The sequence below is a fragment of the Aeromicrobium sp. genome (assembly GCF_050700635.1).
Classification (GTDB): domain Bacteria; phylum Actinomycetota; class Actinomycetes; order Propionibacteriales; family Nocardioidaceae; genus Aeromicrobium.
In genome coordinates this window covers 1-13,345 of record NZ_JBOHDT010000069.1, presented here as the reverse complement: position 1 = coordinate 13,345, position 13,345 = coordinate 1, and the positions used below count along the sequence as shown (strand labels likewise).

The 13,345-nt window shown below is 68.9% G+C and carries 12 protein-coding genes and 1 other RNA gene; 9 read left to right on the top strand and 4 right to left on the bottom strand.

Features of this window, described 5'->3' with window-relative positions:
• Nucleotides 1-47: 47 nt before the first annotated feature.
• The 4 genes from ACRDPN_RS05120 to ACRDPN_RS05105 all read left to right on the top strand — a co-directional run bounded on the left by ACRDPN_RS05120 (nucleotide 48) and on the right by ACRDPN_RS05105 (nucleotide 4,892).
• Nucleotides 48-1,373, top strand: coding sequence for a threonine/serine ThrE exporter family protein (locus ACRDPN_RS05120; protein WP_431446291.1), 1,326 nt, complete (start codon nucleotides 48-50; stop codon nucleotides 1,371-1,373).
• Between the two features lie 84 nt (nucleotides 1,374-1,457).
• Nucleotides 1,458-2,561: a potassium channel family protein gene (locus ACRDPN_RS05115; RefSeq protein WP_431446290.1), complete on the top strand. Its 1,104-nt coding sequence runs from the start codon at nucleotides 1,458-1,460 to the stop codon at nucleotides 2,559-2,561.
• 12 nt (nucleotides 2,562-2,573) lie between these two features.
• A complete protein-coding gene (locus tag ACRDPN_RS05110; RefSeq protein ID WP_431446289.1) occupies nucleotides 2,574-3,749 on the top strand; it encodes an acyl-CoA dehydrogenase family protein in 1,176 nt (391 codons plus the stop codon).
• A 3-nt stretch (nucleotides 3,750-3,752) separates the two neighbouring features.
• On the top strand, nucleotides 3,753-4,892 hold the full coding sequence (locus ACRDPN_RS05105; RefSeq protein WP_431446288.1) for an acyl-CoA dehydrogenase family protein: 1,140 nt from the start codon (nucleotides 3,753-3,755) through the stop codon (nucleotides 4,890-4,892).
• A 30-nt stretch (nucleotides 4,893-4,922) separates the two neighbouring features.
• Here ACRDPN_RS05105 and ACRDPN_RS05100 read toward each other — a convergent pair whose 3' ends face one another.
• A complete protein-coding gene (locus ACRDPN_RS05100) occupies nucleotides 4,923-7,643 on the bottom strand; it encodes a lanthionine synthetase LanC family protein (protein ID WP_431446287.1) in 2,721 nt (906 codons plus the stop codon).
• Nucleotides 7,644-7,650: 7 nt separating this feature from the next.
• Nucleotides 7,651-8,028, bottom strand: coding sequence for a hypothetical protein (locus ACRDPN_RS05095; RefSeq protein WP_431446286.1), 378 nt, complete (start codon nucleotides 8,026-8,028; stop codon nucleotides 7,651-7,653).
• A gap of 97 nt (nucleotides 8,029-8,125) precedes the next feature.
• Between ACRDPN_RS05095 and ACRDPN_RS05090 the strand changes: the two genes are divergently transcribed.
• Genes ACRDPN_RS05090 through ACRDPN_RS05080 form a run of 3 tightly spaced genes read left to right on the top strand, consistent with a single transcriptional unit; the run spans nucleotide 8,126 to nucleotide 10,916 of the window.
• A complete protein-coding gene (locus tag ACRDPN_RS05090) occupies nucleotides 8,126-9,220 on the top strand; it encodes a sigma-E factor regulatory protein RseB domain-containing protein (protein ID WP_431446285.1) in 1,095 nt (364 codons plus the stop codon).
• On the top strand, nucleotides 9,217-10,104 hold the full coding sequence (locus tag ACRDPN_RS05085; protein ID WP_431446284.1) for an ABC transporter ATP-binding protein: 888 nt from the start codon (nucleotides 9,217-9,219) through the stop codon (nucleotides 10,102-10,104). Before ACRDPN_RS05090 ends, ACRDPN_RS05085 begins: the two co-directional genes overlap by 4 nt.
• Nucleotides 10,101-10,916, top strand: a complete 816-nt coding sequence (locus ACRDPN_RS05080; RefSeq protein ID WP_431446283.1) for an ABC transporter permease — start codon at nucleotides 10,101-10,103, stop codon at nucleotides 10,914-10,916. The genes ACRDPN_RS05085 and ACRDPN_RS05080 overlap by 4 nt, the downstream gene beginning before the upstream one ends.
• Here ACRDPN_RS05080 and ACRDPN_RS05075 read toward each other — a convergent pair.
• Nucleotides 10,906-11,655: an esterase/lipase family protein gene (locus ACRDPN_RS05075; protein WP_431446282.1), complete on the bottom strand. Its 750-nt coding sequence runs from the start codon at nucleotides 11,653-11,655 to the stop codon at nucleotides 10,906-10,908. The genes ACRDPN_RS05080 and ACRDPN_RS05075 overlap by 11 nt on opposite strands.
• Before the next feature lie 115 nt (nucleotides 11,656-11,770).
• Here ACRDPN_RS05075 and ACRDPN_RS05070 point away from each other — a divergent pair, with 115 nt between their 5' ends.
• Nucleotides 11,771-12,082, top strand: coding sequence for a hypothetical protein (locus tag ACRDPN_RS05070; RefSeq protein WP_431446281.1), 312 nt, complete (start codon nucleotides 11,771-11,773; stop codon nucleotides 12,080-12,082).
• A complete protein-coding gene (locus ACRDPN_RS05065; RefSeq protein ID WP_431446280.1) occupies nucleotides 12,049-12,993 on the top strand; it encodes a DUF222 domain-containing protein in 945 nt (314 codons plus the stop codon). The genes ACRDPN_RS05070 and ACRDPN_RS05065 overlap by 34 nt, the downstream gene beginning before the upstream one ends.
• A 23-nt stretch (nucleotides 12,994-13,016) precedes the next feature.
• On the opposite strand, the gene ffs is transcribed toward ACRDPN_RS05065, so the two are convergent.
• An RNA gene (gene ffs / locus ACRDPN_RS05060) (signal recognition particle sRNA small type) lies at nucleotides 13,017-13,112 on the bottom strand.
• Nucleotides 13,113-13,345: the final 233 nt, after the last annotated feature.

The window sequence follows — 13,345 nt, the reverse complement described above, 5'->3', positions numbered from 1 at the left end:
ACGCAGCATACGAGCGGGTGACGCCTGCGCTTGACCGCGGCTCCAGAATGGATCGCGTGGACCAGAACAACGACGCCCAACGGACCCTCGACCTCGCCCTGCGCGTGGGCGAGATGTTGTTGTCGAACGGCGCCGGCGCGGCGGACGTCACGGCCACCATGTCGTCGATCGCCCATCACCTCGGGCTGCGGCATGCGCTGGTCGACGTCACCTTCACCAGCCTCGTCATGACCCACCAAGGCGGCATCGACGAACCCGTGGTGGCCATGCGCCGCCAGGTCACGTACCGCGAGGACGACTACGCCGACCTCACCGCCGTCGACCACCTCGTGTCCAGCCTGCTGGACGACGAGATCACCCGGGAGGAGGCGACGACGCAGGTCCTGCGGATGTCGTCGTCCGGCCACCCGACACCGCGATGGGCCGTGACGGTGAGCTGGGGAGTGATCGGCGCCGGTGTCGCCCTGCTGCTCGGCGGAGACTGGATCGTGCTGCTCATCGCGGCGGTCTCCGGCGCCGCCCTCGAGATGCTCCAACGACGGCTCGCCCGCCTTCGGCTGCCGTTCTTCTACTCGCAGGTCGCCGGGGGGCTGCTCGCCACGACCTTCGCCGTGGGAATCGCGGCCACCGACATCCCCGTCGACCCGTCGCTCGTGGTCACCGCAAGCATCATCATGCTGCTGGCCGGACTCGGATTCATCGGCGCATTCCAGGACGCGCTCACCGGGTTCCCCGTCACCGCCAACGCTCGCATGCTCGAAGTGCTGATCGCGACCATGGGCATCATCGTCGGCGTCAGCGGCGGACTCGGCCTCGGACGGTGGATGGGGGTCGACGTCCTGCTGAACGCCAACGTCTCCTCCGGGCTCTCCTACCTGCCGGGCGTGATCATCGGCTCGGCTCTGACGGCCGCGGGCTTCGCCTTCTCGGCCTACTCGCCCGCGCGCATCCTCGCGCCGATCGCGGTCATCGGCGGTCTCGGCGGCGGGGTCTCCTTCGCGCTCACCGAGAACCAGGTCGACCGCGCTGCCGCAGCGGGCATCGCCGCCTTCTTGATCGGCCTCGTCAGCTACGGGGTGGCCGGACGCCTGCGCGTGCCGTCGTTCGTCATCGTCGTGTCGAGCATCGTGCCGCTGCTGCCCGGCCTGTCGATCTACACGTCTCTGTCGCTGCTCGCGGAGGAGAACTTCACCGGCGTCATCTCGATGATCACCGCTGTGGCAGTCGCCGTCCTGCTCAGCGCCGGCGTCATCCTCGGCCAGTACGTCGCCCAGCCGCTGCAGCGCGAGGCACGACGCCTCGAGAAGCGGCTCTCCGGACCACGTCTGGTCGGGCCGATGCGAGCCAGGCGGCCCCTGCGTCGGCGCAGGTGAACGGGGCGAAACCGCTGCGCTGAACCGGGAACCGGTGGAATGATCGGCGGGACGGCGGAGGGTCGCCGTCCCGCAGGAGGAACGATGAAGGGCCGGCTCGCGCGTCGCATCGGGGCCGTTGTCGCCGCGCCCCTGTTCGCCCGCATCGGGTTCCACTTCCGGCGGATCACCGGTGGCGCCGACCGCAAGTTCTTCCTGCGCCTCCTGCTGGGCCTCGGGGCGATCGTCCTGCTCGCCTCGCTGCTGGTGGCGGTGTCCGAAGGACCTCGTGACAGCGTTGGCGGCTTCCTCGCCAAGGTCGGCACGAGCTTCTACTGGGCCGTCACCACCGTCATGGGCTCGGGTGACCCCTCGTACGTCACGACGCCGGCCGGCTTCATCATCAGCTGGCTGCTCGTGCTGTTCGGCGTCGCGATCGTCGCCTCCATCACCGGCGCTCTCGTCGGTTTCCTCATCGACTTTCTCCTCAAGGAGGGCCAAGGCATGGGTGCTTCCGGATACAAGGACCACATCGTCGTCTGCGGGTGGAACGCGACCGCGCGAGAGCTGATCGCCGAGCTCGGGACCGACGAGTACACCACCAGAATCGTCGTCGTGCACGAGTCAGAGAAGAATCCGGCCGGGAGCGGCGTGTACTTCGTGAACGGCGACATCACCGATGCCGAGGACCTGCGGCGGGCCGGGATCGAGGAGGCGATGGCCGCCATCATCTGCCCGGGCGACGCCAGCAACGACGCCGACATGCGCTCGATCCTGTGCTGCATGGCGATCGAGGCCATCGCCCCCCAGGTGCGCACCGTCGTCGAGGTCAACAACCCCGCGCACGTCGAGCACTTCCATCGCGCCGACGCCGACGAGATCGTGGTGACATCGCGCATCGCGTCGCGGCTGCTGGCCCGGGCGTCCCTCTACCCGGGGCTCGCCGAGATTGTCACCGACATCGTGTCCGGCGGCAAGGGCTCGGAGCTGTACCGCGTCTCGATCCCCGATTCGTGCATCGGCCTGACGCTCGACGAGCTGTCGGTGCGGCTGCGCAGCGACCACAAGGCCACCCTGCTGGGCGTCAACCGCGACGGGATCGCGTACGTGAACCCGCCGACCGAGTTCCGGCTGGCCCAGGGCGACGACGCCGTCGTGGTCGCCGAGTCGCTCGGCACCCTGGCACCACTCAAGCTCCAGCACGACTGACATCATGTGCGCATGAGACTGCACCTGACGGACGAGGATGTCGCCTTCCGCGAGGAGATGCACACCTACTTCAGGACGAAGGTCCCCCAAGACATCCGCGACACCCTCGGCGCGCGCCGCGAGCTGAGCAAGGACCAGATGGTCAGGTCTATGCAGGCGCTCAACGCCGGCGGTCTCGCCGTGCCGGGCTGGCCGGTCGAGTGGGGCGGACAGGACTGGAGCCCGTTGCGCCGGCACATCTGGAGCGTCGAGATGCAGCTCGCGTGCGTGCCACCGCCGCTGGCGTTCAACGCGGGGATGATCGGTCCGGTCATCGCGGCGTTCGGCTCACAGGAGATGAAGGAACGGTTCCTGCCGGCCACCGCCAACCTCGACATCTGGTGGTCCCAGGGCTTCTCCGAGCCCGACGCCGGGTCGGATCTCGCCTCGCTTCGCTGCGCAGCCGTGCGCGACGGCGAGGAGTACATCGTCAACGGGCAGAAGACCTGGACGACCCTCGGTCAGTACGGCGACTGGATCTTCACGCTCGTCCGCACCGACCCCGAGGTCAAGAAGCAGGCTGGCATCTCGATGCTGCTCATCGACATGACCACCCCGGGCGTCACCGTACGGCCGATCGAGCTGATCGACGGCGGCCACGAGGTGAACGAGGTGTTCTTCGAGGACGTCCGCGTGCCCGCCGAGAACCTCGTCGGCGAGGAGAACAAGGGCTGGGACTACGCCAAGTTCCTGCTCGGCAACGAGCGCGTCGGCGTCGCCCCGGTCGGGCTCATCAAGCGCCTGGTCGCCCAGGCCAAGGAGCAGGCCAAGACAGCCGGCCCGGACGGCTCGTCGCTCCTCGACGACCCGCTGGTCGCCGCCCGCGTCGTCGAGCTGGAGAACGAGCTGATGGCACTGGAGCTCACCGCGTTGCGCGTCGTCGCCCATTCCGTGGAGGGGAAACCGCACCCTGCGTCGTCGGTGCTGAAGCTGCGCGGATCGGAGCTGCAGCAAGCCGCCACCTCCCTCTTCCTCGACCTCGGCGGACCGCTCTCGCTGGCGTCGGGCGCCAGCGACGGAAGCGACGTGCCCGACTGGGTGCGCGTCACCGCACCCAAGTACCTCAACCTCCGCAAGGCCTCCATCTACGGCGGCTCCAACGAGGTGCAGCGTCAGATCATCGCCGGCACGATCCTGGGACTGAGGTAGGTCATGGACTTCGCACTCGATGCCGAGCAAGAGGCCCTGCGCGATGCCGTGCGCGGCCTGCTGGGCAAGGCGTACGACACCTCCGAGACGCGTCGCGCCGTCGTGGGAGATAATCCCGGGTTCGGCGAGAAGACCTGGGGACAGCTGGCCGAGATGGGCGTTCTCGGGCTGCCCTTCGCCGAGGCCGACGGCGGCATGGGCGCCGGGCCGGTCGAGGTGTCGATCGTGGCCGAGGAGATGGGCCGCGTCATCGCGCCTGAGCCGTTCATCGAGGTCGTCGTGCTGGCTGGCGGCCTCGTGGCAGCTGCAGGCACGGACGATCAGCGTGCCGACGTGCTGGGCCGGGTGGCCGAGGGCGACCTGGTCCTGGGTGCCTCGCTGGCCGAGCCCGGCGCGCGCTGGAGCACGTCCGGCGGAGACGTCGCAGCGAAGCAGGACGAGGATGCCTGGGCGCTGACCGGCGTCAAGGAGCCGGTGCTGCACGGTGCCCGGGCCGACGCCCTCGTCGTCAGCGCTGCGACCGACGCCGGCACAGGTCTGTTCCTCGTCGAGGGCGACGCCGCCGGCCTGACCCGCACCGGATACCGGACCTTCGAGGGCGGGCGAGCCGCGCACGTAGCCTTCGACGGCACGCCGGCGACGCCACTCGGGGACGTGTCGACCGACCAGGCATCACTCATCGACAACGTGGTGGCGCGCGCACAGGTGGCGTACTGCCACGAGGCGCTCGGCGCGATGGACACTGCGCTCAAGATCACGGTCGACTACCTGAAGACCCGCAAGCAGTTCGGCGTCACGCTCAGCACGTTCCAGGCGCTGACGTTCCGCGCGGCCGATCTGTACGTGTCGATGGAGCTCGTCCGCAGCACGGTGATGTGGGCGACGCTGGTGCTTCTCGACGAGCCGAGCCGTGCCCGCGAGGCCGCTGCGCGCGCCAAGCTGCAGGTCTCCACCGCCTCACGCCACATCGGCGAGGAGGCCATCCAGCTGCACGGCGGCATCGGCATGACGGCCGAGTACTCCGTCGGCCACTACATGAGCCGCCTCACCGCGATCGACCACTGGCTCGGCGACGGGGCCGAGCAGCTCCGTGTGCTGGCGGGATCGCTCGGCGACCACACGGTTCTCAACACGCTTCCCTGAGGTCGTCCGGAGGCGGGGCCGGATGGTCATTCAACGGTGAGCTGGCCAGCGAAAACCTGCTCGGCTCAGCTGGGTGGGCCGGCCCTCGGGCTCGGCGAGGCGCAGCAGGCACGGGATGATCCCCGACGAGCCAACGGCGTACTCGTGGGACCCGCGGTCGGGCAGTTCCCCGATCCACTGGAGGTGACCGTCACTGACGAAGGAGTAGACGGCCATGGTGGACTCGAGCTGGCGAGCGGCCTCGAGGTAGGCAGGGTCGGCGTTCATTTGATAGGCGTCGAGCAGGAACTCAATGGCGCCGGACAGTCCGTGGCACTGACCGGCGAGGCCACCATGAGCTGCGGTGGCTGTGGCAGACGCGGCCCCCAGGGCGAGTCTCTCGGCGTCGGGTATGCCGACCCTGGCGGCACGCAGAAGAAACCGTCCGATCCCCGCGGCCCCATGGCACCACGCTGGCCGGATCAACTCGCCACCATCGACCCGGGGCCACGCCAAGCCGTTCGGCACCCTCACAGCCTCAGATGCCAGAGTGCGAACGGCACCGCCGGCAAGATCAAGCCACGACGGATCACCGTCGACGTCGGCAAGGTCGAGGAGGCTGTCGGCGATGCCTGCCGCTCCGTGGGCGTACCCCAAGGTGCGCGAGTCGCCGCTGAGCAGGTCGAAGCCATCAGGGAACACCCACCGGGTGAGGCCGTCGTCACGCCTGGCGAGGCCCTCGATCGACCGGCCGGCGTCGAGGGCGGCCACACGGTGCTCGTCGTCGCCGGTCTCATCCAGGAGAAGCAGATGGAAGAGGAGTCGTCCAGCGCTGCCGTTGTAGAAATCAGGAGACTCGTGGGGCAGTGTTGCCACCTCTCGTCCGACGTCGGCTGCAGCGGAGATCAGCGCGCGATCGTGCAGCACCTGGCCTGCTCGCAACAGCGCTGCACCCCGTCCCGCCTCACCGACCCACAGGCCCGGGGCCACGTAGCCGGGTGGACGAGGCGCGACGCGAAGCGAGGCGCTCGCGGCCGCGAGCGCTTCGGCATGGGCGGGCTCTTCCGTGGTGGCCACGATGTCGGCAAGTGCCAGGACCGGACCGGCAGCTCCGATATTGAGATCCGGCGAGATCCCATGCCGCGTCGCGATCATCGTCGAACGCCAGGTGACTCCGTCGGCGAGCTCCATGGCCGGTGGCAGGTCGGAATCGTCACCCCGGACTCCGAGGGCCAACAGTCCGTCCGTGGTCACTCTGGCCATGTCGAGGCTGGCCGTGCAGGCGTTCCTGAGGGACAACTGCCTCGTGGAGGCTGGCGGTTGGGTCGTAACGTCGTGAGGGGTGTCGGCTGTGGTGCTCCCGACACGGTCGAACGCGGCGGCGACGGATGCCATCGACTGCCATCTGCTCATGGGTGGCGACAGGCATCCGGTGATCGCGGCACGAAGTGCCGGCGACGTCCCGGGCGGGAACGCGGCCTCTGGTAGTTCGGCAAGCAGCGACGGGTCGGGCACCAGTGGCACCTGCACCCCGGTGAGCGCAGCCAGCATCGTGGCGCCAAGTGACCAGATGTCGTCCAGGGGTTCAGGCGGGACGAGCAATGTCCGCTCCGGCGACCGGTAACCGAGGGACCCGGTGCCGCTCGTCGCACGTGTCCCGTCGAGGTCGTAAGCCAGATCGAGGTCGAGGAGTCGAACCTCGCCTGCGTCATCGATGACGATGTTGGCCGGTTTCACATCACCGTGGATGATGCGCCGCCGGTGCAGCTGTTCCAAGGCTCTCGCCAGCCCCGCGGCCCAGAGCGCGACGTGTCGGGCGCGCTCGCCTCCCGGCAGCGCGGCGGCGGCCTCACTCAGGGACGGCCCGGCGATGTCCTCCATGGCGAGGTACAGCTCCCCGTCGTCCTCGACCAGCAGCAGTGGCTCCGGAAACGCGTCGCAGTCCCGCAGGCGTTCCAACATGGCGAACTCATGGCGCAACAGGTCGTGAGCATCCTGCCCGTCCATACGAGCTGAAGAGTGCGCTGGTGCCCGCTTGAGCACACAGCGACGATTGTCCTGGAGGTCGACCGCAAGGTAGACGGCTCCCCGGGCCGATCGGTGCAGGGTCGCCGCGGTGACGTACCGACCCGCCACGATCAAGGGCCGTCTCGCTGGTTCTGACGACCCACTCTCGACACGAAACGGATCGGTCATCCACGCTGGCTGTCGATAGACGGTGTCGCGGTGGTCCTGAGCCGTGGAGCCGTCCGGTGTCGCGACGGCCGAGACGATCTGGCCAATGCGAAGCCGTAGCGACCGGTCCAGGAAGGCACCGTACCGGTAGTGCACGATGCTGCCGCTGCGGAGACATCGATCCGACGGCACGGCTGGCCCTCGCAATCCTGCGGTTGCCCGATCGAGCATCTCGGCCAACGCGACCGCCTGTTCATCGCAGTCAGGGTAGACAGTGACGAACTTGCCGATCTGGCTAGGACCTCGCCAGCCTTCATTCAGTTCCGCAAGAACGTCGAGGGAGCCGGCCACCTTGGCCGAGACACCTTCCCGCTTGAGCAGGGGAAGCACGGAGTCCAGCACAGTCAGCGCATCGGGGAGGATTGCAGAAATGTGAAGCTTCCATCCCTGATCGGCGGCGCAGTTCCCCGGCAGGTGAATCCACACTGAATCGGGCCCTACGGCGAGGCCGTACACGTCCTCGACCGTTGCCGCCACATCCCGAAGCGCACTGCGGCGGGAGCCCAGGACCTCGCGCGATTCGGGATCGGTGCGCACGCCCGGGTCAGGCTGAGCAGCGCAGTGAGGTAGCGGTCCACCCACAGTTGTCGCCACCGCTGCTGTCGGAGAAGCGACACGAGGCGTTCACCTGACAAGCCTTCTCCATCACCTCGTCACCCATCGCGCCGCGCCAGTCGTCGGCCAGGATGACGGCAGCCTCTTCGCCGAGGCCGGCGGAGATCAGCGCACCCTCGGAGTCTTCCTTCATCTGCGCCTGGAACTCCGTGTCGGTCTTCAGCCGCTGCACCACGTCATCGATCTTCAGGCGGATCTCATGCCACTGTGACTGCATCGCCATTTCGCTGCCCCCGAATGCTCTCGATCGCGCTGGTAGGGCGGCCGGTACCGTCCCGCAACCGACTATAGAAGCGGTTCTCGTCACGGTGCAATGGTGCGAGTCGTTGTCGCCATGCGCGTGGCCAACCTCTCGTCGCCCTCGTCACGCCTCTCAGTCATCCCCTGGCGCGTAGCGTTGAGCCATGACGTCCCGCGGCCGGCGCTGGCTTCTCGTCGGTGCGCTGGTGGTCGCGGTCGTCGTGGCCCCGATCATCGTCCGGGCCTGGCCCGCAGGCGACTCTGACGTCTCGGACGTCTCGTTGCGCGACCGGATCCGCGGGTCGGACTCAACCGGCTGGTCGGGCGAGGTGCGCACTCAGGGCACCCTGCAGATCCCCGACACCGACTCGTTCGGCGGCGTGGCGCGGCTGCTCGGTGAGGAGAGCACCCTGCGGGTCTGGTGGGGAGACGCGCTGCACTGGCGCGTCGACCGGATCCGGTCGACCGGCGAGACCGACCTCGTGCGCGACGGCTTCCGGATGATCCGCTGGGTGTTCGAGTCACGCCGCGCGACCATCGCCGCGTATTCCGACGTCCGGCTGCCCGACGACTCCGACCTGCTGCCGTCGCGGCTCGCCGCACGCATGCTGACCGGGGCGACGGCCGATGAGCTCGCGCGGCTGCCCGCGCGGCGGATCGCCGGGCATGCTGCTCCCGGCCTGCGGTTCCGGCCCTCCGGCGACCTGTCGACCGTTCGACAGATCGACGTCTGGGCCGAACCCGAGACCGGGCTGCCCCTGCGGGTCGAGGTGTTCGACGACGAGGGCCAACCCGTCGTGACGAGCCGCGTCGTCCGGCTCGACAAGTCGCCACCGCCGGAGGACGTGACGCGCTTCGCCCCGGCCCCCGGAGTGCGCATCCGTTCGCAGGACTCACTCGACGTGGCGGCCGGGGCGAACGCGTTCGCCCCGTACGACCTGCCCGGTTCGCTCGCCGAACTCGATCGCCGGGGCGACCCGGCCCAGCTGGGTGCAGTCGGGGTCTACGGCCGGGGGCCGACCGCGCTGGTCGCCATCCCGCTGCGCCGCAGCGTCGCGGGCCGGGTCCGCGAGCAGATCTCGACGTCGACGAACGCTCGGGAGACCGCTGCGGGAACCGCGCTGGAGGTCGGCCCGCTGTCCGTCCTGCTCACCCGCGGGGGTCGGGACCGGGGGACCTTCGTGCTCGGCGGAACGGTGACACCTGCGGTGCTGCAGAACGCAGCCGCGGACCTGCGCACCGGTGTGGTGCGCCGATGATCCGCACCCACGCGCTCACGAAGCGGTTCGGCTCGGTCACCGCGGTCGACAACATCGACCTCGACGTCCGCGAGGGCGACGTCTACGGATTCCTCGGTGCCAACGGGTCCGGCAAGACGACGACGCTCCGCATGCTGCTCGGACTCGTGCTCGCCACCTCCGGCGACGCCGAGGTGCTCGGCCACCCGATGCCGGCATCGGCCGCCACGGTGCTGCCCGAGATCGGTGCACTCGTCGAAGGGCCGGGCGCGTACCCGTACCTGTCCGGCCGCACCAACCTCGCCACGATCGACGCCGTCGGCCCGTCCCATTCCGGCGACGGACGAAAACGCCGCATCGACGACACGCTCGACCAGGTCGGCCTCGACCCGTCCGACCACCGCCCCGTGCGCACGTACTCACTCGGCATGCGTCAGCGGCTGGGCCTGGCCGCCGCGCTGCTGCGCAGGCCGCGCCTGCTGGTCCTGGACGAGCCCACCAACGGGCTCGACCCCCAAGGCATCCGGGAGATCCGTGAGCTCCTCCTCGCCCTGCACGCCGGCGGCACGACCGTCTTCTTGTCCAGTCACCTGCTGGCGGAGGTTGAGCAGATGTGCACCCGCATCGGCGTCCTCGAGCGCGGACGTCTGGTGCTGCAGGACGAGCTCGCGACCCTGCTGGCACCCACCGGCCGGGTCGTCGTGAACACGCAGCAGACCGAATGGGCTGCCGAGCTGCTCGGACGCCGGGTCGAGAGCATCAGCGACGGACGAATTGTCGTGATCGCCGACGACGCCTCCGCGGTGAACACCGAGCTGGTCGACGCCGGGATCCCGGTGTCGCAGATCGGTCCGCTGCGTCACGATCTGGAGGACGTCGTGCTGCATGCGACGGAGGACGGTTGATCACCGTCGAGCTGGTTCGCCTGCTCAAACGCCCGCGGACCTGGATCGTGATCGCGATGCTCAACGCGCTGCCATTGATCGTCGCCGTGATGCTCGCCGTCACCGACCTCGGCCCACGACCCGGCACCGGGCCACCCTTTCTCTCCGCCGTCCTGAATGACGGAACGCTGTTCCCGCTCGCGGCCCTCGGCATCGTGCTGCCGCTGTTCCTCCCGGTGGCGGTCGCCGTGATCGCCGGCGATGCCATCGCCGGAGAGGCCCAGATGGGCACGCTGCGCTACCTGCTGGTGCGACCGGTCGGCCGCACCCGGCTGCTCGCGGCCAAGCTCGTCAGCGTCGTCGTGTTCGTGCTGGTCGCCGTGGTCATCGTGGCCGCAGCGGCGTACATCGAGGGCCGACTTCTGCTCGGGGAAGGCGACCCCACAGGCACCGTCAACAGCGTCTCGGGCACGACGCTCACCCAGGCCGAGATGATCCAGCGCACCGGCCTCGCGCTCGGCTACGTCACCGTGATGATGCTCGGGGTCGCGGCGATCGCCCTGCTGTTCTCGACGCTGACCGACTCCGGCATCCTGGCGGCGCTCGGCACCGTCGCGGTGCTCATCGGGTCCAGCGTCCTGCTCGGGCTCGACGCGGCCGATGCTCTGCAGCCGTACCTGCCGACCCGCTACTGGCTGGCGTTCGTGGACCTGTTCCGCGACCCGATCCGTTGGAACGGCGTGCTGCGGGGAGTGGGGCAGCAGTTGGTCTACCTCGTGGTGTTCGTGGGCGCCGCGTGGGCCAACTTCGGCAGCAAGGACATCAACAGCTGACATCCGTGGGCGCCAGTGGTCGGCCGCGCCCGAGCGCCGTCGTCAGGGTCGCCAGCACCACCGGGTCGTGCGGCAGCGCACCGTGAATGGGGGCGTTGTCCGGGCAGACGTCCTGGACGAGCAGGTTGAGTGCTCCGTCGAGCCCGGACGTGCGTGTGGGCGTCACGGTCTGGTCCGCCGTCGAGGCGATGGAGATCCACAGCGGACCGCCGGGCGTCTCGTCCCCGGCGTTCAGCTCGCGCAGCAGGTCACTGTCCGGGACGAGCTGGTCACAGGCCCGCGAGCAATTGCCCGACAACTCGGCCGCGGTCGCCGCCGCATCGGTGCCGTGGTGCGGGGAGCCGATCGTGAGCACTCGGCGGGCCAGCTGCCTGCCGTCGCCGTCGCGCACCCACAGCCGCGCCACCACTCCCCCAGCCGAGAAGCCGACGACGTCGACGGAGCCTGCCTTGGTGCGCTCGACCGTCTGCCTTGCGACGTCGCCGAGGTGCTCAGCCTGAGATCGGAGGTCGCCGGTCCCATTGCCTGGGGGCCGAACCGTGACGACCTGCCGGTCCTGCGCACGGAGCGCTTCGGCGAGGGGGTCAAGTGCCACCATGTTGGCGCCGTACCCGGGTACCAGCAGCACCGGTCCGAGCTCGTCCTGCGCGGCGACCGGATCGTCCGCGATCGCTCGCACGACCACGACGCCGATCGTCGCGACGACGGCGGCCACGACGACGGCGAGCACCGACAGCATGAATCGACGGCGTGGTGGCGATAGCGATTCGAGCACACGACCATCGTGGACCCACCTATCAACAACGGCAGCACCGCCGGACCGTTGTGTCAGTGGTCGCACATATGTTTGATACATGGCGAACCGGCGTGATGAGCAGCTCCTGGAGCGCATCGTGTCGCGTCGTCGTCTGGTCGCACAGCTGGAGGCGGAGGAATCCTCTGACCTGCTCGAGCTGTCCGATCTTCGTCATTCCGATGCGGTGGCCCGAGGTCTTCGCGAGCCGCAGTCCGCGGCGTCGTTCGCGGCCGACGAGGTCGCCGTCGAGCTGCACGTGTCGGCCGGCTCCGTCCGCAACCGGATGCACGCGGCCCGCACCGTGCGCGACGACCTGCCGAACGCCTGGGTCGCACATTGCCTCGGCCGTATCGACGGCGGCTGTCACTGATCGCTTCCGCCGTCTACCGCTTGCAGCTGCCGGAATCGCTTCCCCTTCTCGACGAGAGAGTGGTCGCGTACGCGTCGACCCATACCCCGAGCCAGTTGAAGGCGTGGCTGCGGCGGTTCGTGGCCCGGCACGAGCCAGACCAGGTCGTCGAACGACGCAAGGCCGATCTGGAGCGACGCTCGGTGTACTTCGACCACGACGACGACGGCATCGCCTGGCTGCACGCCATGATGTCCGGCGAGGACGCCGTCCTCCTCGACCGTGAGCTGACTCTCGCAGCCAAGCGGGCCGCCGAGGGCGACGACCGCACACTGGCACAGACCCGTTCCGACGTGCTGGTCGACCGCCTGCTCGGCCGCGAGGACGGTGCCGCGGGGAGAGGACGGTTCCACATCGGCATCACCATCCCGGTCACGTCGATGCTCGGCCTCGACACCGAGCCTGGCTCAGCGGTCGACGGGTCGTTCGCACTGGCGCCGGCGTTGATCCGCGACATAGCTGCCCAACCAGGAGCTCTGTTCTCCCGCATCGTCACCTACCCGTTCGGCGGGGTGCTCGACGTCACCGAGCTCGGCTGGTTCCCCACCGAGCCCCTGGCGCGGGCGTTGGAGCTCATCGACGGCACCTGCGTCTTCCCGACCTGCAACAAGCCGGCTCTCGACTCCGACAAGGACCACCAGAAGCCCTATCCCGCCGGCGCCACCACCGGGCCAAACATGTGGGACCTCTGTCGACGACATCATCGGATGAAGACCCTGGGCGTCGTCGACACCGATGTTGGTACTCACGGCCGTCATCGCTGGCATCGGCCTTCAGAGCGAACGGTGGAGTCACAAGCCCACATGAACCGACCGTTCGTCGCCTTCAGCCAACTCGAGACCATCCTCGCCGGACTCGCCGACATCGCTTGATCGGTCCCGGTCGGCCCTGGACATGAAAGGACCCCTCGCGCACCCGACAGAGGTCACTGACCCTTGCTGCCTTCCGGCCCTGGGGGAATTGGGTGAGATGACACCGCCAAGGGGTCTCCAGTTACTGTACCGGCGATCTGCTTTCCCACCCAATCCCGGTCGCTCCGCCGGCAGGCGTACCAGATCTTGATCACTCGCGACCGGCAACGTGATCCCAATGACATGGTCTCCTTCGTGCCGGAGCAGCCTGGCGGAGTCCCGCACGGATGGCTCGGCTTTAGCAGTAGCTGAGGCTCCTCGCTGGGTGGTCAGCGATGGCGGAGCGGCCGAACGAGCTGCCACGCTCCGGTAC

Coding starts and splice junctions, on each gene's coding strand:
- ACRDPN_RS05120 (WP_431446291.1), top strand. CDS start 48: ATGGATCGCGTGGACCAGAACAACGACGCCCAACGGACCCTCGACCTC.
- ACRDPN_RS05115 (WP_431446290.1), top strand. CDS start 1,458: ATGAAGGGCCGGCTCGCGCGTCGCATCGGGGCCGTTGTCGCCGCGCCC.
- ACRDPN_RS05110 (WP_431446289.1), top strand. CDS start 2,574: ATGAGACTGCACCTGACGGACGAGGATGTCGCCTTCCGCGAGGAGATG.
- ACRDPN_RS05105 (WP_431446288.1), top strand. CDS start 3,753: ATGGACTTCGCACTCGATGCCGAGCAAGAGGCCCTGCGCGATGCCGTG.
- ACRDPN_RS05090 (WP_431446285.1), top strand. CDS start 8,126: ATGACGTCCCGCGGCCGGCGCTGGCTTCTCGTCGGTGCGCTGGTGGTC.
- ACRDPN_RS05085 (WP_431446284.1), top strand. CDS start 9,217: ATGATCCGCACCCACGCGCTCACGAAGCGGTTCGGCTCGGTCACCGCG.
- ACRDPN_RS05075 (WP_431446282.1), bottom strand. CDS start 11,655: ATGCTGTCGGTGCTCGCCGTCGTCGTGGCCGCCGTCGTCGCGACGATC.
- ACRDPN_RS05070 (WP_431446281.1), top strand. CDS start 11,771: ATGGCGAACCGGCGTGATGAGCAGCTCCTGGAGCGCATCGTGTCGCGT.